The sequence below is a fragment of the Porphyromonas gulae DSM 15663 genome, from assembly GCF_000378065.1.
Taxonomy (GTDB): Bacteria; Bacteroidota; Bacteroidia; order Bacteroidales; family Porphyromonadaceae; genus Porphyromonas; species Porphyromonas gulae.
This window is the reverse complement of sequence record NZ_KB899166.1, coordinates 25,286-47,473: the sequence shown is the minus strand read 5'-3', so window position 1 is coordinate 47,473 and position 22,188 is coordinate 25,286. Positions and strand designations below refer to the sequence as shown.

Annotated in this window: 20 protein-coding genes; 10 read left to right on the top strand and 10 right to left on the bottom strand. The window is 46.4% G+C overall.

Annotation, left to right across the window (positions count from 1 at the left end):
* Positions 1-608: 608 nt before the first annotated feature.
* The 5 genes from F452_RS0107120 to F452_RS0107100 form a co-directional block, all read right to left on the bottom strand.
* Positions 609-833, bottom strand: a complete 225-nt coding sequence (locus F452_RS0107120) for a helix-turn-helix transcriptional regulator (RefSeq protein ID WP_026292284.1) — start codon at positions 831-833, stop codon at positions 609-611.
* A 184-nt stretch (positions 834-1,017) separates the two neighbouring features.
* The gene (locus F452_RS0107115; protein ID WP_018965528.1) at positions 1,018-2,982 is read right to left on the bottom strand and encodes a hypothetical protein; all 1,965 of its coding nucleotides are present in this window, start codon (positions 2,980-2,982) and stop codon (positions 1,018-1,020) included.
* 152 nt (positions 2,983-3,134) lie between these two features.
* Positions 3,135-4,394, bottom strand: coding sequence for a type II toxin-antitoxin system HipA family toxin (locus F452_RS0107110; protein ID WP_018965527.1), 1,260 nt, complete (start codon positions 4,392-4,394; stop codon positions 3,135-3,137).
* Positions 4,395-4,397: 3 nt separating this feature from the next.
* Positions 4,398-4,718 carry a helix-turn-helix domain-containing protein gene (locus tag F452_RS0107105; protein ID WP_018965526.1) on the bottom strand — a complete coding sequence of 107 codons (321 nt, stop codon included), beginning with the start codon at positions 4,716-4,718 and terminating at the stop codon, positions 4,398-4,400.
* 610 nt (positions 4,719-5,328) lie between these two features.
* Positions 5,329-6,996: a formate--tetrahydrofolate ligase gene (locus F452_RS0107100; protein ID WP_018965525.1), complete on the bottom strand. Its 1,668-nt coding sequence runs from the start codon at positions 6,994-6,996 to the stop codon at positions 5,329-5,331.
* Positions 6,997-7,152: 156 nt separating this feature from the next.
* Here F452_RS0107100 and F452_RS0107090 point away from each other — a divergent pair, with 156 nt between their 5' ends.
* From F452_RS0107090 to F452_RS0107045, 9 genes are all read left to right on the top strand, one after another.
* The gene (locus F452_RS0107090) at positions 7,153-8,487 is read left to right on the top strand and encodes a PhoH family protein (RefSeq protein ID WP_018965524.1); all 1,335 of its coding nucleotides are present in this window, start codon (positions 7,153-7,155) and stop codon (positions 8,485-8,487) included.
* A gap of 213 nt (positions 8,488-8,700) precedes the next feature.
* Positions 8,701-9,528: a GIY-YIG nuclease family protein gene (locus F452_RS0107085; protein WP_018965523.1), complete on the top strand. Its 828-nt coding sequence runs from the start codon at positions 8,701-8,703 to the stop codon at positions 9,526-9,528.
* Positions 9,529-9,772: 244 nt separating this feature from the next.
* Entirely contained in the window at positions 9,773-10,258 is a 486-nt protein-coding gene (locus tag F452_RS0107080; RefSeq protein WP_033317164.1) for a GNAT family N-acetyltransferase, read from the top strand.
* 1,034 nt (positions 10,259-11,292) lie between these two features.
* Positions 11,293-11,583: a hypothetical protein gene (locus F452_RS0107070; RefSeq protein WP_046200697.1), complete on the top strand. Its 291-nt coding sequence runs from the start codon at positions 11,293-11,295 to the stop codon at positions 11,581-11,583.
* A gap of 83 nt (positions 11,584-11,666) precedes the next feature.
* Entirely contained in the window at positions 11,667-12,185 is a 519-nt protein-coding gene (locus tag F452_RS0107065; protein WP_018965519.1) for a lysophospholipid acyltransferase family protein, read from the top strand.
* Entirely contained in the window at positions 12,182-13,003 is an 822-nt protein-coding gene (locus F452_RS0107060) for a nitrilase family protein (protein WP_018965518.1), read from the top strand. Before F452_RS0107065 ends, F452_RS0107060 begins: the two co-directional genes overlap by 4 nt.
* Before the next feature lie 97 nt (positions 13,004-13,100).
* Positions 13,101-13,733, top strand: coding sequence for an orotate phosphoribosyltransferase (gene pyrE, locus F452_RS0107055; protein WP_018965517.1), 633 nt, complete (start codon positions 13,101-13,103; stop codon positions 13,731-13,733).
* 51 nt (positions 13,734-13,784) lie between these two features.
* Positions 13,785-14,198, top strand: coding sequence for an SRPBCC family protein (locus F452_RS0107050; RefSeq protein ID WP_018965516.1), 414 nt, complete (start codon positions 13,785-13,787; stop codon positions 14,196-14,198).
* A gap of 10 nt (positions 14,199-14,208) precedes the next feature.
* Positions 14,209-14,697, top strand: a complete 489-nt coding sequence (locus tag F452_RS0107045) for a hypothetical protein (RefSeq protein ID WP_235290102.1) — start codon at positions 14,209-14,211, stop codon at positions 14,695-14,697.
* Between the two features lie 140 nt (positions 14,698-14,837).
* Here F452_RS0107045 and F452_RS0107040 read toward each other — a convergent pair whose 3' ends face one another.
* From F452_RS0107040 to miaB, 5 genes are all read right to left on the bottom strand, one after another.
* Positions 14,838-15,719 carry a diacylglycerol/lipid kinase family protein gene (locus F452_RS0107040; RefSeq protein ID WP_026292280.1) on the bottom strand — a complete coding sequence of 294 codons (882 nt, stop codon included), beginning with the start codon at positions 15,717-15,719 and terminating at the stop codon, positions 14,838-14,840.
* 16 nt (positions 15,720-15,735) lie between these two features.
* Positions 15,736-16,200, bottom strand: a complete 465-nt coding sequence (queF, locus tag F452_RS0107035) for a preQ(1) synthase (protein WP_018965513.1) — start codon at positions 16,198-16,200, stop codon at positions 15,736-15,738.
* 136 nt (positions 16,201-16,336) lie between these two features.
* Positions 16,337-17,608 (bottom strand): glycosyltransferase family 4 protein, encoded by a 1,272-nt coding sequence (locus F452_RS0107030; protein WP_018965512.1) that lies wholly within the window; start codon positions 17,606-17,608, stop codon positions 16,337-16,339.
* Positions 17,605-18,726, bottom strand: coding sequence for a glycosyltransferase family 4 protein (locus F452_RS0107025; RefSeq protein ID WP_018965511.1), 1,122 nt, complete (start codon positions 18,724-18,726; stop codon positions 17,605-17,607). The genes F452_RS0107030 and F452_RS0107025 overlap by 4 nt, the downstream gene beginning before the upstream one ends.
* Before the next feature lie 246 nt (positions 18,727-18,972).
* Entirely contained in the window at positions 18,973-20,370 is a 1,398-nt protein-coding gene (gene miaB / locus F452_RS0107020) for a tRNA (N6-isopentenyl adenosine(37)-C2)-methylthiotransferase MiaB (RefSeq protein ID WP_018965510.1), read from the bottom strand.
* Between the two features lie 303 nt (positions 20,371-20,673).
* Here miaB and F452_RS0107010 point away from each other — a divergent pair, with 303 nt between their 5' ends.
* Complete coding sequence (locus tag F452_RS0107010) at positions 20,674-22,170, top strand: acetyl-CoA hydrolase/transferase family protein (protein WP_018965508.1); 1,497 nt, start codon at positions 20,674-20,676, stop codon at positions 22,168-22,170.
* Positions 22,171-22,188 lie beyond the last annotated feature (18 nt).

Genomic DNA, 22,188 nt, shown 5'->3' with positions numbered 1-22,188 from the left:
TGCCCTAACAACAATGTTGCTACTCTGTTGGCTAAAGCATACTGCTCGTTACAAATGGGGGCTGGCAAACCTTGTCGTGTCGTTAAGGCTGAACACTTTTACCAAAATTGATCTTGAAAAGTGGCTTAACGAACCCTTCAAACCGCCTCCGGATGACAACAATTAGGGGAAAGGCGGGATTAAAATTCTTATTTTTTCGTTGGGCTGTATAACTCAACGGGTTACGCCTAACTCATAATTTATTTAGGACAACATTGGGTCTGGATATAAAAACACAACTCTTCTGATGTCTCAGATAGTTCTTTTCACTTTTAAAAGGCGTTGGCATACAATAATTTAGTAAAATCCTGTTGAACAAATGCTTTCTTGTATTCCCTTTTGTAAACTATAGTAGAATGCTGAAGGAATGATCCCCTTACGCTCCAAAGTTAGCCAAAGCTTCCTTTAATTTCTCAGGTTCTTCCAGTTGTTTATCTATTGCCTCCTTCAGTTCTTCTATTTCTTTACAAAAATGTTCTTTTAGTACTTACTAACGAGAGGTCTAAATAGGACTGTTACAGAATTCACAAATCTGGTCTTAAGTTTCTTTCAATAAACAGTAGCCTGCTTCATACTTCATCTCCTTCTCGTTTCATCGGCACAGGACCACACTCTGAGCCAAATAATTCGAATACTTTATTGACTTTATCAAGGCGAAGCGTGGTCTTTCCCTGTTCCAGCTCACGCACGAAGCGTAACCCTACTCCTGCTTTCTCAGAGAGATCTACTTGTGTCAGTTTATATTTCTTGCGCATCTCTTTCACGTACTGCGCTATGATTGTCTTTGCTACCATATTATTTACTTGAAGTATCACAATCTGAATATGTACCCAAAAGAGGTAAAATGGGTACATATTCAAGGCTTATCACTGTGCACCGCATACTTCTTCAAAGTCATTATATACCTTATCAGTGGCGAATATAGGGAATAAAAGTCATTATACCCCTTTTCGGGGATACAATTCTTATGAGAAATAGTTAGAATTCAGCCTCCATATTCTCCAGAATTTTGAATCCAATTCTGAGTTCATCTTCGATTTTCAGCAGAAGCAGAATCAGTAGCATGAGAAGGATGTAATAGTTCTTGATATGGACTTGTACATCGTCACCCACAGGTATTGCACCATGAGCATATTGGTTACGGATAGCGGGGCCATTAGTGTATTTGCTATTATTGAGATAGTAAGAGAACAGATTACGCTCAGATTCGCAAAGTAGGTGGTCGTCAATTTCTAATAAATCTTCTTCTTTCCATTTGTCTAGCAATTCACGAACAGGCTTACTATGATGCCAATACGATACTACACGATTGCGCCAAAGGCAAGCTAGTATTTCAATTGCAGATTTGTTGTTAGGTCTTAGTACCCCTTGCTCATCAATCTTGACATATCCTCTGGAAATTAATTTGTTTATCTTATTCTTATGGTAATCTTCCTTATAAACTGAATAAGAGACGTCACAACTTGTGATAAAATCATAGAAGTTATGAATCCTTGTAGTATCAAATCCATCAACAACATGCAGGACTTCTGCCGTTCGGTACAAAAGCATCATCGGTTCTAAAATCTCCAAAGGATGCCCTTTGATCACGTAATACTTATTGTCGAAAAGACTTTTAATATCTGTTATCAGCAATGGTTTCCCATATGAAAATAGTCTAGGGTCTATATCTCCCTCTTCTACAAACAAATTGTATTGTTTTGAAACCGAGTCCAACTCAGGTATTATAGTTCGACATTTAGCCACCCAATCGGCATCTTCTGCTGGCAATGTTAATTGCAAAGTTGGATAGCCATAGTCTTTCTTAAAATGATTCTCATAGAAGTTTTTTACCAAGGATTCCAGTCTTTGCCCTATTGCGGGAAGCACTTGCGAATAGAGGTTTGTATTGGCTAGTGCGAAGTTATTGCTGATCTGACAACTTTGATTCATGAAATAAGCATCTTTGCCACAATCCATAAGAACCGATTCAAAACCACCAGTTTCAGAATCTTTATTGACAAGGTTTATCAGACAATCCTCTCCAAGCAGACCGAAAAGATTTCCAAAAACGAGAATCTTCTCCGTTTCGTTCAGACCCTCAATATATTTCCAGCTATGAACTTGCATAAATACATTTTCTCTTTGCTCTATTCTGGTTGGTGGAATATTATCATTTCTATCATACTCTACACCATAAGAGAAATGAATTGCATTTGCCTTGTCAAAGAACTTCTCATTCAATTGCTTTTCCACATCTTGTGCAAGAAGTCTTGTCTTTGGAGTAAGGACAATCTCATTAGCATTGTCCTTTACTTGCATCACGAGCCTCACGTAGTTGAGGTTAGGCTCGCCCTGGTTCAAGAAGTCTACAATAATCTGCTCCTTGTCGGCAGATGTCAATGATGACGGGAAGAAGTACGTCTCACCATTATCATTTAAACTACTGCGTGCATATTGATCCAAGAGGATATGAGCAGATAGACTATTACTCATCATCTTGCTCTTGAGATATTTCGCGAACTTATTTACGATCCGTTCCTGTTGCAGAATCAGACGCAAATTTCTATCTTCAGTAAGTACTTTGTCCAAAAAAGACTCATCAAGCAAATCTAAAAGATTATAATTGGCGACCACCTCCCAGAATGATTTTGTATAGCTCCAGTCTATCGACTTGTAATAATCATACAGTGCTTCTTTGGGTATAGCTCGTAGATATCTCACAATAATTCCTGAGAAACTCTTGACCATTGATTTCAGACCATCAATATAATCCTCTTTCCAAGTTGATAGATGGTTGTCACGATCTATATGTTTTTTGATGTGATAGAGTTCCAGAACATCATTGATATCTTTGACGAATTTTGATGCATCAAAATTCATCAATAGGTCCTCTATTTGCTGTAAACTCCAGCCTATGCTCAAATCATGTTGGGAATAGTATTGTACTCTATATCTTTCCATATTTATATCTATGAAATTATAATAGGTAGATCTCCTTTATTTACTGTGCTATAATTATCTTCGTTAGTATATAAAACATTTTATACCCTATCAATGGCAAATACAATGAAAAGAAAACCATTATATCCCCTTTCAGGGTTATTTATTTTATTCTAATGCTTTGCCGAAAGTTCCCAGCGATCAGCGAAGAGGACTATTTCTCTTTTGGATACTCCCAGTTGAGTAGCCAAAAATTGCCAATCTTTTAGGGCATTGCACACCTCCGAGATGATATTGTTAGCAACTTCTCGACTCAGCATATATTCCTCTGAAGCATCTCTAAGAAGCAAGAGGTCTGCCTCGTTAGACGTAGAAGTAACCAGTAAACTCTGATGTTTACTTAATGTCGGGTTTATATCGTAAGCAGGAGAAAGTGTCCAACCTTTTTGGGTGAGCAAGAACCCATGATTTCGGAAGTGGTCATCACTATTGCCAATGCAGATATTGAAAACAACACGACGATATAGTTCTCTTAGGTTACTCTCGACATCTGTACAGTGGCGAATGATAAAATCCACAATATCTAAGTAACCGTAACCATTCATGGCATTATCTCCATCATGCAATCCAAGAAGCGTCATAGCCGAGGCAAAGTGGATACGTTTCCCTTGCTCTGTTCTATCAAAACGCTTGGAGATTAGGGAGTGATAGGTCTCTGAGGTTTGTAATACCCTTGTGTCTGCCACAGTGATCCCAGCCCTTTTTGCAAGCAAATGACAGAGGTGCTCCCACAATTCGGCATCATAATCATCCTTACGAGAGGGAAACTTTGCAATACATAAAGAGCCATCGGTATCCAGCACACTGGCTTTGGGACGCGCTCCACCAAGAGAAGTGCCAGGCTGAATCAGCTGTACGATCCATCTTTTATCAGGGAGTTCGTTCCGCTCTTCACTTTGTTCTATTTCCTTGCTTGCAGCTTCCAATGCGCGAATATCGGTCAAGGGTGGAATCCTCAGGGTCGGAGAGCTATTAATAAAGTCAGCATCTGCACTTTCTTTGAAACGGAAACCTCCCATTCGTGAATAATCATCAATCCCCAAGAGGTAATCAAAGGAGGTAAGACGGCGAAGAGGACGTTTCTCCTCTTGTGCTAAAATCTGCTCTTTGCGATTAAGTAGTGTCCGCCCCCATCTATCGGGCAATGCATCCGAAAAGCATCCGAAAATATCACCACCTCCTGTTGTATACTGTACACCCGAGTAATTGTTAAGATCTGCGCTTAGGAATAATCCTCCCTGTGTTCGTAGCCATTCTTCATTGAAGCAGAAGCCATAGCTGTCTGTCCCCCGCAGAGACTCATAGCTCAATTCCCCAACAAGTGTCGGTTCTTTCAGCCAATCAAAATCAGCATATATAAGTAGTTTCTGCATAGTTTATTCTTTCTTGGAGGCACGGCGGCGATTGATGAGAGAAAGGTCTTGGAGACGTCGCCCCAGTTCATCGTCTTTAGCAAGATGGAGGATGTCGTCCTCAAGTTGAAGGGCATAGAGTACTCGCAAGTAAATCCCGATCGACACAGTAGGAGCTCCTTTCTCCACACGAGAGACGGTCAAAGGGGAACAAGTAGCACGCTCAGCAATCTGTGCCACACTAAGATTACGACGCAGTCGGGCTAACTTGATTTGCTCTCCTACAATCTGCATCTTCTGCTCTAATTTTCGGGGCAACTTAGTCCCCATTGTATTCTTTGCCATATATTCAACATATCATATAGTATGCAAATATACGCTTTTAATCTCACTATTATGATTGTTGAGAGAAAAATAAGTATATCAAGTGTTTTTCCTGCACCACATTGCCTTAATATGCTCCGAAATGGGTACTTTTGCAGTGGGCAAGCATGCTAAGTACAAATGGAAGGTGTTGTAATCTATTGATTTATAGAGTGCAACACCCAAAAGAAGATTGAAAGACTGAGAACTAAGCCATGCGGGACAAGCACGTAACCACCTATAAAACAGTTAGATAAAACTGATTTTTCATTTATTTTAGGGTGTCTTGTACCGATTAAATGCTTAATTGCCTTAATGATAGAGAGGTAAACGTGCTGCATCGGAAAATAACTCAAAGCCTATCTGGAAGAATCTAAAGAGCTACCCGAAGCGGAAAGGAAACAAGGGATTGTCGAAAAGCTAAAAAGTTTTGGCAAAGACTTGGGACTTAATATTCTCGCGAACATCATTACTAATCCCTCGATATGGGGAGGGCTTTAGGCAAGATATATAAATGTAATGGGGCTGCGCCAAAATTCATTTTGACACAGCCCCTCTAAATTGTTCGTGGGAGGGTCTATCGGAAGGGTGTTTAGCTAAGGCCTTCGATGAAACCGTCTACTATATCTATATGTACTGCTTGCGGCTCTTTGGGGAGTCCCGGCATACGCATGATTTCTCCGATGATGACCACGAGCATACCTGCTCCGCGATTGATAACGATGTCGGAAACTTTTAGCTCGAATCCTCTTACATCACCCTTGGCTTTGGGGTCGGATGAGAAAGAGTACTGTGTCTTGGCAATACAAACAGGGAGATGATCCAATGACTGCATAGCCACCTTCTTCAGTTTGCTCTCTGCTTTGGAGCTATACACCACACCTCCTGCGCTGTAGATTTCCTTGGCAATCTTTTCGATCTTTACTTTCACGGGGTTCTGCGGTTCATAAGCGTAGTTGAGAGGCTTGGACGGATTGTTTTCTACTGTCTCTACGACCAGTTTTGCCAGTTCTTCCGCACCCTTTCCTCCTTCAGCGAAAGCGCTGTTTACAGCAAAGCCTACACCCTGTGCCGCACAATGCTCGCGAACGATGCTGATTTCTTCTTCCTCATCGGTGTCGAAACGGTTGAAGGCAACGACTACCTGCTGACCGAATTTTTTCAGATTGTATATGTGGCGATCCAGATTGGAGAGTCCTCTTCTGAGGGCTTCGGCATTGGGCGCTTTGATCTCTGTTTCGGCAACACCTCCGTGCAACTTGAGGGCACGCAGAGTGGCTACGAGAACCGTTAGCTTGGGTGCAACCCCCATTTCACGACATTTGATGTCGAGGAATTTCTCTGCTCCCAGATCGGCACCGAAACCGGCCTCTGTAACGGCATACTCACCGAAAGAGAGTGCCATCTTAGTGGCCAGAATGGAGTTACAGCCGTGGGCGATATTAGCAAAAGGACCACCGTGTACAAACGCCGGCGTATGCTCTGTGGTTTGTACAAGATTGGGCTTTACGGCATCTTTGAGCAAGACGGCAATCGATCCGGCTATGCCGAGATCCTTAACCGTAAAGGGTGCACCGTCTTTGGTATAGCCGAGAAGAATATTCTCAAGACGGCTGCGGAGGTCTTCAAAGTCTTTGGCCAGACAGAGGATAGCCATGATCTCGGAAGCCGGCGTGATATCGAAACCTGTCTGACGAGGTATTCCGTCCGAGATGGTACCCAATCCCGTAACGGCATTGCGCAGAGAGCGGTCGTTAACGTCCAATACACGCTTCCAAAGTACTTCCGAAAGTCCATCGCAGGTATTGCGGTTCTGATAGATATAGTTCTCCAGAAGGGCGGTAATCATGTTGTGAGCCGAAGTGACGGCATGGAAATCACCTGTGAAGTGGAGGTTGATGTTCTCCATGGGCAACACTTGTGCGTAGCCACCACCGGCAGCACCACCCTTCATACCGAAGCATGGACCGAGCGAAGGCTCACGCAAGGCTACGATAGCCTTCTTACCGATATGGTTGAGACCCAAGGCTAATCCGATGGAGACCGTGGTCTTACCCACACCGGCCTTGTTCGGCGTAATGGCTGTCACGAGAATCAGATTTCCCTTTTTTACTTTCTCTTCATCGATACAACTTAGCGGCACTTTGGCTATGTATCGTCCGTATGGCTCTAATTGCTCGACAGGCAGGTCAATAGACTCTGCGATCTGTTCGATTTTTTGCAGTTCGATCTCGCGTGCAATCTGAATGTCCGATTTCATCCTGTTTTATTTTTGAAGTTTGAGATTCCTTTTTTGAGGCGTTTTTATTCACTATGTATATAACAAAAAAAGAAGAGATCGGTTGTATGGTCGGGGAAAAAGCTTACCTTTCGAAAGATTTTTCAGAAAAGACTTAATTCAAAAAAATGCACTGTTATGGCTGCTAAAGGGAAAAAAAAGAATTTCGTGTTGGACACTAATGTGATGCTGCACGACTATGAATGCATAGAGAAATTCGAAGAAAACGACATCTATATTCCTATCGTATCGCTCGAAGAGTTGGATAAGTTCAAAAAAGGAAGCGAACAAATCAACTTCAACGCAAGAGCCTTTGTGCGCCGTCTGGATGAAATATCCGATCAGGACCTGTTCAAAAAAGGTGCTTCCCTGGGAGACGGTCTGGGGAGAATCTTTGTCAAGATCAATGGCCAGTATCATAATAAAGTAAAAGAAGCATTCGGCGAAAATAAAGCCGACCATCGCATCCTGTCCATTGCTATGACTCTGGCCGATGAGCAGCCGAATATCAAGACTATCCTCGTCACCAAAGATGTAAATCTACGGATGAAAGCGCGTTCCCTCGGAATGCTCGTAGAGGATTACATCAATGACAAAGTGACTCGAGTAGACCTTTTCGAAAATGCAGAGCCCGAGTACGAAGGTGTCGATGGCGACCTGATCGATCGTATCTATGCCTCCAAAGACGGCATCGACATAGACGAATGGGAATTGGGTTCGAAGATCGATCCTAACGATTGCTTCGTGATGAAGAGCGAACGCAACAGCGTATTGGCTCGTTATAATCCCTTCACCGGTAAGATCGTACGGGTAGAGAAAGGACACTATTTCGGGATCCAACCGCGCAATGCCGAGCAGACCTTCGCCATGCATATGCTCACAGATCCGAATGTAAAGCTCATAGGACTGACGGGAAAAGCCGGTACGGGCAAAACATTACTGGCTCTGGCAGCAGCTCTCAGCCAGGAACAGTCCTACAAACAAATCCTGCTGGCACGGCCCATCGTCTCGTTGGCCAATAAGGACTTGGGATTCCTGCCGGGCGATGAGAAAGCCAAGGTGGCGCCGTATATGCAACCTCTCTTCGACAATCTGAATGTAATCAAAGGACAGTTTGCTCAGAACAGCAGCGAACTTCGCCGGCTGGACGAAATGCAGAAAACCGAAAAGCTCATTATCGAAGCTCTGGCATACATCAGAGGACGTAGCGTGTCGGAAACGATATTTATCGTCGATGAAGCTCAAAACCTGACGCCCCACGAGATCAAGACGATTATCACCCGTGCCGGAGAAGGTAGCAAACTGATTTTTACGGGCGACATCGAACAGATCGACTCACCATACCTCGATGCCCAGAGCAACGGATTGGCCTATATGATCGAAAGGATGAAAGGGCAACCGCTCTTCGCTCACGTCAATCTGATCAAGGGAGAACGAAGCGAGCTGAGCGAATTGGCCAGCGATTTGCTCTGATTTCGTTTCCTCAAGGAAAAACAAAGAGGCCGACGTTCGATGTCTATTATTCGAACGTCGGCCTCTTTTCTTTGCCAACGCGCTAAGCACGATTGCCCTCTCGCCGGTGTAAGAAGATTATAGCAGTGAAGTAAATTCGAGAATTTCTTAGCAATGTATGCTTCTGTATTTCATATATTTGTTTCTCAAATAGTAAGATTTAATAAGAAGTTAATGGGGAAAACTGTAACGACATATTTGGTCGATGGCGATCCGAAAGGAACTCAATACGCATTTATCAGCAATAAGATTTGTCAGATGTACGTGGTGCCACGTTCCGACCTCTCTTACCTGAACGAACAAGAGAAGCTGCATAAACCGGCATTCTATATCCTGATAGGCGAAGACGAAACTACCAAACCTCAGGCCTATATAGGAGAGACGGAAAACTTCAGAGAGCGCGTAAAAGACCATGAGAACAAAAAATCATTTTGGCAGAAGGCTCTTATTTTTGTTTCGAAGGATGCCGATATGACGAAGGTCGATGTGCAATATCTCGAACACAAAGCCATTGCAGAAGCCAAGAAGTCAAACACTTTTATCCTCAACGAGAATAAGCAAGTGCCCAAAGCACCGAACCTGCCGGAATATCAGAGGGATACGATGGATGAGTTTTTCGAGGACATCAAGTTTCTCGCTTCTTTCATTGGGTGCAACATCTTCGAGATCACGAAGCCCAAAGAGGAGCATCTCTTTTATGCGAAAGGTAGGGGCTGCGATGCCAAAGGATTTTACAGTTCGTCCGGTTTTACTGTGTTGAAAGGAAGCATTATAGCCGAAAAAAGTACTCCTTCTTTTCATTGGAAGGAGAAAAGAGAAAAACTGATAAGTGAATATGCCACGAAAAAAGGCCTTGCATTAATTGTGACATCGGATATACCATTTTCCAGTCCGAGTACTGCAGCCATGTTTTGTCTTGGTCGAAGTGCCAATGGATGGGATGAATGGAAAGACAAAGAACACATAACTCTGGATGCCATTTATCGCAAGCAATTGGAATAATTAACCGCCGTCTATTAGTAAAGCAATCGGATTATCAGGCACGAAGGCCCTATAAAGGCTGGTAAGTGGATAATAATCAAATAGAACGTGAAGAATGTGTTGTACATAATATTGAGCGGTCTTTTACAGCTTGTCTCGCTTATAGGAGCACCTTGTCCAAAAAGCAAGACGGTCCAGAACCATATTTTATATATTTTGGTGGCCAAGCACTTATCATAGGTTCAAACATATATACTATAAGTAAATGTCAAGTAATATAGCTTTTCGAAAAATCTTCCCTCATGAGTATTGCATGTTGGAGAGCTTTTTGTACGAAGCCATTTTTATACCTGAGGGAGTAGAACCCCTTCCGTATGACATTATTTATCAACCAGAGCTGTATATGTACATTGAAGACTTTGGGAGTAAAGCTTCAGATCTAGCAGTAGTAGCTGAAGTGGACGGAATCATAATCGGAGCAGCATGGGCACGTATCATAATGGACTATGGACATATTGATGATCAAACGCCCTCTCTTTCCATCTCGCTACATCCAAACTTTAGAGGACAAGGCATCGGTACAAAACTTTGGAAGACATTACTTGACCATCTCTTTCTGGCTGGTTATCACCAATGTTCTCTATCTGTACAAAAAACAAACTTTGCTACTAAAATGTATCTACGCAGTGGATTTTATATCGTCAAAGAGAATCAAGACGATTATGTAATGGTAAAGAGGCTCAGAGAGTAGGGAAATCAGAGACACTACCACATTGTCAACAATATACCATAACCGATCGTTTGCAATCGATTTCAGCAATCATATTTGTACCATGCAATTGCAATCCCCTGTAAATCAATATGGATTTATTTTGAAGAAGAAATCATGGAGATGTTGATGATTTACAGAAGCTGCTACAGAGTAATTTGAGGATAGTGATTGCTTGAGGATACTACATTGCCGGGGTGAAAATGCGAGCCGAAAAAGTTTTCAACAACGAAGAAGTGTTTGGAATGATTCTAAATAAGCTGTTGAAAGAGGGTGAGGTGCAAGGTGAAAAAGGTGAGGGAACGGAGTTTGGAGGATCGAAATTCGCTTATTAAGAAGTTGGAGAACGATTTTTATATAAAGCGATTTCAATAAATATATAGATCGTTTTCAATTTGTATATAAATCGTTTTTCATTTATATATAGATCGAAAATGATTTCTATATAAATCGCAGGCCGAAAAAGGCCTTTTCAGGAGCTGAAATAAAAGAGGCACCCACCGAGTTGCATAGCGAACTCGGTGGGTGCCTTGTCTTTTGGCGTGAGTATGGAAACCTTATTTCGGACTATTCATCATAGGCGAAAATGCTCTTTGGGTAGATACTATATGGGTGTATTCGCTGAATAAGACGAGAGATAACAGGGGATGAGATGTAAGGTGCATAAATGGGAAGAGTATAAGTGTTTATTATTAAGCCGTTTTCGTTCGGATGATAAATGTTGAAATAGAATAGAGATCTTTAGCTTCATTGAAGCGGTTTGTCTTTTGCAAATGTAGCCAATTCCTGCGATTCCCAAGGGACTTGATGACTTGTGTGTATCATTTGTGTCTGTTCTGCTGATTGCCTATAGGAAGGGTACGGGATGGTCATGGCTCGATATGGAAGCAAGGGAGCCTTGCCGTATGCTACATAAGGTATTCTGTTTGGTAGGATGGACGGGGATAGGCTTCGATTTTTTCCGTAAGTTTGTATTGATATTGTTTCTTGCATACACATTCAAAACTGTTGACAGCATGGCAAGCGAAAGAAAACTGAAAAAGCAGATAACCGGAGCCATTTCCGAAGTTTTTACCGATGCATTCCTGCTCAAACTCTTTGTGAAAGAGGAAAAAAATGCAGAGGTGGAAGCTATCCTCAATCGTATTCTCCAACTTCAAGATACCACCATCGCCAAGATTCGTTGCAACGACGGCAAGCACAATCCTGCACTCGTAAAGAAGTATTATCGCCATCTGGTGGATGATTTCAAGAAAGAACTGTCCGAGATCGTGAAGAGTATTTCGGCATGCGCGTCCGATAATTGATTTGTCTCTTACGTGCATTAACGCAGAAATAGCATAGACATAATAGAGGTATTTTGAAGTTTTTATCACGATTGTTGCTCAGGATGATGGGCTGGAAAGCTCTCGTCCCGTCTGCGAATCCGCCCCAAAGCGTCATTTGCGTGGCTCCTCATACCAGCAATTACGACTTTTTGCTGGGCAAGCTCTACTATTGGTCTATCGGTCGGAAAGCCGGCTTCCTGATGAAGAAGGAATGGTTTTTCTTCCCTTTGGGGCCGATCTTCAAGGCCATGGGTGGGATCCCGATCGACCGCTCGCAGCGAGGTTCCACTGTCGAACAGGTGCGCGAATTTTTTAAGCGGCATGCTGTTTTCAACGTTGCTATCACCCCGGAGGGTACAAGGAGTTATTCCCCTCAGTGGAAAACGGGATTCTACCGTATCGCCGTAGGTGTCGGAGTGCCTATTCAGCTCGCCGTGATTGATTATAGCCGTAAGGAAATGAGCATATTCGAGCTGTTCACACCCACCGGCAATGAGGAAGCGGATATCGCCTACATCAGAAGTCGCTACAGGGCATCGCAGGCACGACACCCTCAAAATTTCGCAGAATCAGCAATATGATCAAACACGAAAGCTCTCAGCCACTGAGAGTCGCCGTAGCTCAATGCCGGATAGACTGGGAGGATAAGCAAGCCAATCTTCGCCGAATGGAACGATTGGCCGAAGAAACAGCCGGCAGGGCGGATGTCCTCTTCTTTCCCGAAATGATGACTACGGGCTTTTCGATGAACGTACAGACACTGGCCGAACCATTCGAAGAGGGCGAAACCATTATGAGTCTAAAGGGAATGGCAGCCCGATATGATTTGGCTCTGTCGGCTACGATGGCCGTGCGAGAGGACGGGAAGTTCTATAATCGTGCCTATTTCGTGACACCGGAGGGAGAGGTCTTCCATCAGGACAAGAGGCACCTCTTCCGTGTGGGAGGAGAGCATGAGGTGATGACTCCGGCACAAGAACGCCGGATCTTCAACTATCGCGGTTGGAAGATATTTATCATTCCTTGCTATGATCTGCGTTTCCCCGTCTGGTGTACCAATACGGATTTGGAATACGATTTGCTCGTCTGCATGGCCAACTGGCCTGAACCGCGTCGTGCTGTCTGGCAAACGCTGCTCCAGGCTCGTGCCATGGAGAACTATGCCTATGTGTGCGGCATCAATCGGGTGGGGGAGGACGGCATCGGCCTGCGCTATACGGGCGATTCGGCTATCCTTTCACCACGCGGTGAATATCTTGCCACTTGTGCCGAGGGAGAGGAAAAGGTACTTTGTCATACACTCGACAAAGGGGCGATGCAGCGTTTTCGCGACAAGTTCCCCGCGTGGATGGATATGGACTCTTTCGTCATCAACTATAATATTGACCTGCATCCGTAGTACTTACGGTCAGGATAAGGAAATGGAAATAGGCTTCGTGCTTTTTTCTATAATTTTGTACCGCGTCGTACTAAGACGATAATACAGAAAATAAACAATGAAAACACTTGGAAAACTCATCGCCTCGAAGCTCATCGAGGTGAAAGCCATCAAACTGCAGCCGAACAACCCTTTCACATGGGCTTCGGGATGGAAAGCTCCTATCTATTGTGACAACAGAAAAACGCTGTCTTATCCCCAAATTCGCTCCCTTATCAAATTGGAATTGGCTCGCGTGATTTCCGAGACTTTCGGCGATGTCGAGGCTATTGCAGGTGTAGCTACAGGGGCTATAGCTCAGGGAGCATTGGTGGCCGATCTGCTTGGATTGCCTTTTGTGTATGTGCGCTCGTCTCCCAAGGATCACGGATTGGAGAACCTTGTGGAGGGCGAACTCAAACCGAACAGCAAGGTGGTAGTAATCGAGGACTTGATCTCTACAGGTGGTAGCAGTCTCAAGGCAGCCGAAGCCATACGCAATTTCGGTTGCGAAGTATTGGGTATGGTCGCAGTCTATACGCATGGATTCCCGATGGCTGAGCAGAATTTCGAGAAGGCAGGAGTCAAGCTTGTGACGCTTACCGACTATGATCAGGTGATAGAAGAAGCCTTGCGGACGGGCTATATTTCTGCCGAGAATGTGCATCTGCTTCGCGAATGGCGCAAGAGTCCCGAAACGTGGGGTGTCTGATCTCTTTTCGGGCTACACACTTCGCACACCAAATTATATACACTGTAAAGTATGACAGAATACGCAAGCGAAATAAAAAGTATAGCGGCACCGATCACGGCTGTCTATTCCAAGCTGTCCGATCTCTCCAATCTCAAGGGAATGGAGGATAAATTGCCCGAAGGCAAGATCAAACTGACGGGGATAGACAGCGATAGCTGCACGCTTTCGGTGAATCCGGTGGGGCAGATCTGTTTGCGAATAGTAGAGCGTCGGCAGGACGACCTGATCAAATTCGAGGCAGAGCGTTCTCCCATGCCTTTCAACGTGTGGATTCAGCTCAAAGAGGCTGCACCCGATGATACCAGACTGAAGATTACCCTGCGTGCCGAGCTGAATATGTTTGTGAAGCCTATGCTGGACAAGCCCCTGCGCGAAGGTGTGGATCGGCTGGCGCAGCTTTTAGCTTCGTTGGACTATGCATGAGCCGGTTGTTATGAGCAGAAACGTCGTGCTGAAAATGCTCTCTCTGATACTTATTGGAGGGAGCATCTTTGCTTCGTGCCGGAAGCAGATTGCCGTGCAGAGTATACCGAATATGCCTGTGAACTATACCATCTACGACAATAGTGCACAGGCGATCAAATTGGCCAAGGAGGGGATGCTCTCTATCACGAATGTGGAGGTGGCGAATACCGCTATAGGCTATGGAGGGCTCTTGGTGGTGTCGAGGACGATAACACCTTCGGCCGAGGATCTTGCCTACGATCTCAGCTGTCCCTATGAGGTGAAACAGGATGTGAGGGTTAGGCCCTCTACGGACAATTCGTTCGCCGTTCGCTGTCCTGTCTGTGGCAGCGTATTCAATGTGGCTGAGAATGGCGGTGCTCCCATCGCGGGCCCTGCTGCCTCATCCAATTCGCCCAGAAGAATGCGTCAGTATCGGGTGATCCGCCAGCCCGATGGCATTCGTATTATCAACTGATGCCCGTCCCATTTTTTAATCAGCATCATATTGTCAATAAAAATCTGATGCTTAATTGGAAAAGGGAAAGTGCTAAAAATCCCGTAACCGAGTACTCCGGTTACGGGATTTTATTTGGTTTTTAGCAAGAGGGGGAACTTTCAAGTGTATGTTTCGGGAGCGAATACTTTGAGTGATCGGCCGTAAGTGCGGATTTCGATACGCTTGCCGAACATGACAGGATCGCCATCGAGGTGCATCACGCCCTCTGTCTCTCGCTCGATAATCAGGTTTTCCGCCTTGTAGGTGTCCAGATTGGAGTTGCTGTTGATACGCTTGGTAAAGAGTTGTAAGGCCAATTGTGGTGCTTCCAATGGATTGAACGGACGGATAATAACCACATCCATCTTGCCATCCTCCAAGTCGGCCGAAGGAGCGATATAGGCGTTATTGCCATATTGGGGCGCATTAGCACAAGTGACGAGGAAAGCTTTCTCCACAAAGGATTTGCCGTCTATCGTCAGTTTGTATTCTTTCGGCTCGTTTTGGAGGTAACTCTCGATCATGGTGCGCGCATAAGTGATAGGGCCTCGACTACCTGCTTGCGCAAACTTCTTGCTTACTTCGGCATCGAATCCCAATCCGCAGGTGCAGAAGAAAGGGCGACTGTCCGCTTCACAGCAGTCGATAGTGCGAACATGTCCGGTCTTGATCACTTCGAGAGCCTTCCCGACAGTGAGCGGCAGCTTGAGGGCACGTGCCAGCCCGTTGCCGGATCCTTTCGGGACGATCCCCAGCACTACATCCGTATAGCGAAGGCTTTGGGCTATCTCGTTCACCGTTCCATCGCCTCCTACTGCAATGACGCAGTCGTAATGCTTCTCCACAGCTTGCGCTGCCAATTCACGTGCATGGCCTGCGCGTTGCGAATAGGTGATAAATAGTTCGTGAGGATCACGAGCAAACACATCGGCTATCAGGCTCGGTATATTGCTTTTTGATCCGATGCCCGATATGGGATTGATAATGGCCAGAATCTTCATGTTGGGGCTTGTCTGCTTAACGGTGTGTTTCCATTCTCTTTTCCGCCAGAAGCTCATATCGGCTTCCCGGCTCGCCATAGTTGCAGAATGGCACGATGCTGATACCTCCGCGAGGAGTGAAGTCGCCCCACACCTCGATATAGCGAGGTTGCATCAGGGCGATAAGATCCTTCATGATGATATTGACACAATCCTCATGAAAAGCACCATGATTGCGGAAACTGAACAGGTAGAGTTTGAGGCTCTTACTCTCTACCATCTTAACGTCCGGAATATAGTTGATGTAGATGGTGGCAAAGTCTGGTTGGCCTGTGATAGGGCATAGGCTTGTAAACTCGGGACAGTTGAACCTTACCCAATAGTCATTCTCCTGATGCTTGTTGGTGAATGCCTCCAAGACTTCGGGGGCATAGTCGTTGCGGTATTCTGTTTTGGAACCAAGGAGCGACAGTTCCTTTTCTCCTTCTCTTATGCCGGTCATACGAGTTCGTTCTTATAATGATTATGATACAAAGGTATTGTTTTGGTGCCAAAAAGATGGCTGCATCTTTTTCTGCTGAAAAATTGCCGAAAAGACTCTGCGTTTTGGATGTTGTCCTTTTTCCCTTTCGTACGAGTCAGAGCAGTTCGCGATAGAGCTGTAGCATACGAGAGGATACTACTTCACGCGAGTAGTGCCTGAGGACAAAGGAGCGACAAGCTGAAGCAACAGCTTCGGGGGAGGTTTCTTGTAGGGTAATGGTCTTGGCTATCCCTTCTGCCAAATCGGATGGATCACGAAAAGCGGCCAAATATCCGGTACTGCCCGATACGATCATCTCCGGTATACCTCCTACACGAAAAGCCACACAGGGAGTACCGACGGAGAGAGCTTCCATAATAGTATTAGGGAGATTCTCCTCCAAAGAGGGCGTTACAAAGAGATCGGTGGCACGGTACAATTCGGCCATTTGGCTTGGCTCACGAATATAACCGACCGGAATAAGGTCATAATCGGGAAAAAGACTTCTCACCTCATCGCGGAGAGAACCGAATACGACAAGAGTGATTCGTTTGCTTAAGTCCGGCTGTTTCTCTCGAAGTCTTTTCATCGCTTGCGACAGCTCATGTATCCCCTTGCGAGGATCATCCGCCTGTACAGCTCCGAAGAGAAGCAATATTCTGTCTGTCGGCAAATCCATTATTCGGCGAGCTTCCGAACGTGAACCCGGGGCAAAGAGATTCGTGTCGATGGGATTCGGTATCGATTCGATTCGCAGTCCATCCGTCAGTGCGCTTTGCCGTGCCAAATCGGCCAACCAATGGCTACAACCGATAAGCGTAGGCCGGAGTAGGGATATTACTCGGGATTTTCTATTCCATACAAGACGAGCCAAATCCTTCTCCTTTTGGGAGGAAATCTGAGGACAAGCACCGCATTCGGTTTGGTATCGCAGGCACTCTCGGGCATGGTGACAAACTGCTGTCACAGGCCACATATCGTGCATCGTCCATACCACGGGTTTGCCACAGCGAGCAAAACGCTCCAGCCCTCTCAGTGAGAGGAATCCCTGATTGATCCAGTGCAGATGGATGACATCCGCCCAGCGTACCCACGGGTGGCGACTGACATCATAGCCGGTGAGAGCCGTACTGACATGAAAGAGGCGGCTTCTATCCCGACCGTTATGCATGTAAATATGAAATCGTTCGGCTAAAAAACGGTATCTGTCGGCTGTTTTTCCACATCGTCCGCCATGTAAAGCCATTATATCGGGGTTTATCGTATCGCGGTTCAATACCAACATCCTGACTTCGGCTCCTGACTCCTGTAAAGTTTCCATCAAGCGCATGGCAGCTACAGCTGCTCCGCCTCGTGCATCGGATGTATTCAGCAAGAGGATTTTCATCGGCTAAGCAGGGATAGCACCGGGGCTATAGCTTGTTCGAAAGTAAACGGCATGAGAGAAGGCCGAAGGCTGTCGCCACAGAAAGGTGTGATGCTTGCAAGCAGATCATTGCACGCTTGAGAGAGAGCATTCGGTTGCATGGGGGAGAAAGTACGTCCGTTGCTTTCTGTAATCAGGCAAGATGCCCCGGCAATATCGCTGCAAACCACAGGAACGCCTGCTATGAGAGCTTCGTTTACGACCGAACCGAAACATTCGCGCGTACTCGGTAATACGAGACAATCGGCTTGCGTATAGTAGGCATAAAGCTCTGCTCCCTCCTTTTTCCCCGCAAATACGATTCGTTCCGGATAGCCTGTAGCTTGCGCTTGATTCATCAGGATTGACTGCATCGGACCATCACCGACGATAACGAGATGAACGTCGTTGGGTAGGGTGGAAAGACTATCGATCAGTGCCGGCAGGTTTTTCTCCTCTGACAAGCGTCCCACATACAGCATCATTCGAGTACTGTCAGGGACGAGATCATGCCTCAGATCTCTGCCTATACCGAAGGCCTGTTCATAGAGGGGTCGCAGTACTTTCTCGTCCTGTAGGATCGGGAAGAAGACGAATCGCTCCCTATCCAGTGTGGCGAAGCGAGAGGCATAGAGATCGCAGGCACGGCTGTCGCATAGAATAACGCCGTCCACGTAGGAGAGCATCCGATGCTTGAGACCTCGACCATAACGCAGCTCTGCTTCTGCCATTTGTTCATTGTCATCGCACAAGACATACAGCTTGGTTTTCGGACTGAACAGGCGACAGGCAGCAGCGAGGGTCAGTGTCAGGAGATTGAATTCGCTACAGAGCACGACATCGGGACGAAGGCTGCGAACCAATGACGCGGCATAGGGACGAAAGTTTTTCAATCCTGGAATTTCCGGAGCGGGAGGAAGTACACTGCTTTGAAAGTGAACACGCTTAGCCAGTTCACCGGCATCGAATCGTTGTTCAATAGGTGACGCAAATTCGAAGTAGATATGTGCATCGAAAATTGCCGACAGAGTATTGAGCAGTTCGATACGGTAAGGAGCAAGGGCGCGGTGAATGACAAGCAGTCGTTTGGGCGGATTCATTGCCTTTTTCTCTTATAACTACCCAACAAAGGTAATTCATTTGTCGAACGGCATTTCTGTCGGACAGCGAAGAAATGTCTGTAGTGTGTTGTACTGACTATTGGAAATTACAGCCAAGGAGCTCGGGAGGATTCCTTGGCTGTAGTAGATCGAGAGTCCTGTGCGAAAAATGGGCTTCTTCGGAATGAATCGGTATAGGGCAGGGCTTTGACCTCCTACAAACATCAGCCCCATTGATACGGCTGCTCAGCTCTCTTCGGAGGTTGGGGCCTCTACCACTTCGCCGAAGAGAGTGACCGAAGAAGCATCCTTGATTCGTACATAGATGTATTGTCCCACGCGGTGACCGTTTTTATCGAAAATCACCACCTTGTTTTGCTGAGTGCGGCCGAATAGCTGTTCGCGCGATCGTTTGCTGAAGCCCTCTATCAGCACTTCGAAGGTCTTGCCTATATCCCTCTTGTTGCTCTCCTCGCTCAGACGATTCTGGAGGGCTATCATCCGATCCAGACGGGATAGCTTTACCTCTTCGGACACATCGTCTGCGAGGTGGCGAGCAGCATAAGTACCCGGCCGTTCGGAATACTTGAACATAAAGGCAGAGTCGTAACCCACCTCTTCCATCAGGCTTAGAGTGGCTTCGAAGTCTTCCTCCGTCTCCGAATGGAAGCCACAGAAGAGGTCGCTGCTGATGGCGCAGTCCGGTATGGCCCGGCGGATGGCTGCTACCCTGTCGAGATACCATTGGCGCGTATAGCCGCGCTTCATGACGCGGAGCATCTTGTCGCTTCCGCTCTGTGCCGGCAGGTGTATATGATTGCAGATATTGCGGTATCGTGCCATGACCGCGATGGCCTCGTCATCCATATCCTTGGGGTGAGGAGAGGTGAAGCGTATGCGCATGTCGGGCACAGCTTCGGCCACTGCTGCGAGCAGATCAGGGAAGCGAATGATCCGCCCGTTCTGTTCGTATCGGTAGGAGTTTACATTTTGCCCCAGCAGTGTTACCTCGCGGAAATTCTTGGCTTTCAGATCCCGTACTTCGTTGAGGATGCTCTCTATTTCGCGGCTTCTCTCTCGGCCTCGTGTGTAGGGTACGATGCAGTAGCTGCAGAAGTTGTTGCACCCACGCATGATGGAGACGAATCCGTTGATATGCACACCACCCATTTTGAGCGGCATCACATCTTTGTACGTTTCCTGCGTGGATAGCTCCACGTTGATGGCCTTTTCGCCTTGTTCTGCTGCTCCGACGAGGTTCGGCAGGTCGAGGTACGAGTCGGGTCCCGCCACCACATCCACATGATGCTCACGGATCAACTCCTCCTTGACACGCTCGGCCATGCAGCCCAATACCCCGATAACGAGACGGGAAGAGGCCCGTCTTTTCTTCCGTAGCGAGTGGTAATATGCCAGTCTGTTCAGCACTTTCTGCTCGGCATTGTCCCGTACCGAACAGGTATTCACCAGGATCGTATCTGCCTCATCCACATTGTCCGTGAGGCTGTAGCCGTCCATCTGCATTATGGATGCTACCACCTCACTGTCGGCTACGTTCATCTGGCAGCCATAGGTCTCGATGTAGAGCTTGCGCTCTTGTTTGTTCTCGGCGGATTTAGAGTCCGCTCCGATTTGTTCGATCATGCTTGTATGTTATATCAAATTGTCGTATTATCTCGATTATTACCGACAAAAGTTTGTAAAACTACTTCGTGTTCATTATGTTTGTGATGGAAAAGTAAGATTTTTCATAGTTAAGGTTTTGGTTAATTTGGGAAGGAGTGAGTCGTGAGACTCGCTCCTTTTTTGTTTTGATACTCTTGTCTATCGCCCCTTGTCGGAATTTGTCGATATTCTTCCCTCTATATGAAAGAGTTTCAGTATTTTCGCAGGCAGCAAAGTTAATCGATTTCAACAACAACCAATTAAGCAATAATAATACGTACTATGGCTCTAAGATTTATCACTGCGGAAGAAGCAGCGGAGTTTGTGCATCACAACGACAATGTCGGCTTTAGCGGTTTTACCCCTGCAGGCAACCCCAAGGTAGTACCTGCAGCAATAGCCAAACGGGCTATTGCAGAGCATGAAAAAGGCAATCCCTTCAAGATCGGTATGTTTACCGGTGCCAGTACCGGTGCCCGGTTGGACGGTGCTTTGGCACAGGCCGATGCTGTGAAGTTTCGCACTCCATATCAGTCCAATAAGGATCTGCGCAATCTTATCAACAATGGTAGCACTTCCTATTTCGATCTTCATCTCTCCACCTTGGCTCAGGATCTGCGCTATGGCTTCTATGGCAAGGTGGATGTAGCCATCGTAGAGGCAGCGGACGTTACCGAAGACGGCAAGATCCTGCCTACTACGGGTGTCGGTATCCTTCCCACCATCTGCCGTCTGGCAGACCGAATCATCGTGGAGCTTAACGACAAGCACCCGAAAGAAATCATGGGCATGCACGACTTGTGCGAACCTCTCGATCCGCCTGCCCGTCGTGAGCTGCCTATCTATAGTCCTTCGGATCGTATCGGCAAGCCTTATGTGCAGGTGGATCCGGCCAAGATAGTCGGAGTGGTGCGCACGAGCGAACCCAACGATGAGAGCGATTTCGCACCCCTTGACCCTGTAACGCAGGCTATCGGAGACAATGTGGCTGCCTTCCTCGTGAGCGAAATGAAAGCCGGACGAATGCCCAAGGACTTCCTTCCCTTGCAAAGCGGTGTGGGCAATGTGGCTAATGCCGTCTTGGGAGCATTGGGCGACAATCCCGAAATACCGGCTTTCAACGTGTACACAGAGGTGATTCAGGATGCCGTTATCGCTCTGATGAAGAAAGGACGTGTCAAGTTCGCCAGCGGATGTTCGCTCTCTGTGAGTCGCTCCGTGATACAGGATATCTATGCCAATCTGGATTTCTTCAAGGACAAGATCCTCCTTCGTCCGCAGGAATACTCCAACAATCCCGAGATCGTCCGCCGATTAGGTGTCATTACCATCAATACGGCTCTCGAAGCGGATATTTTCGGCAACATCAACTCTACGCACGTTAGCGGTACCCGTATGATGAACGGTATCGGAGGTTCGGGCGACTTCACTCGCAACGGCTATGTCTCCATCTTCACCACACCATCCATCATGAAGGACGGCAAGATCAGTTCTTTTGTCCCGATGGTAGCGCATCACGATCATAGCGAGCACTCCGTGAAGATCATCATTTCCGAATGGGGCGTTGCAGACTTGCGAGGCAAGAACCCACGCGAGCGTGCTCATGAGATCATCGACAAATGTGTGCATCCCGACTATCGTCCCCTCCTCCGCCAGTATCTGGAGCTTGGAGTCAAAGGACAAACACCGCAGAATCTCGACTGCTGCTTTGCCTTCCATCAGGAATTGGCCAAGAGTGGCGATATGCGCAATGTACGCTGGGAAGACTACATGAAGTAATCGGTCGAGCAAGGACGC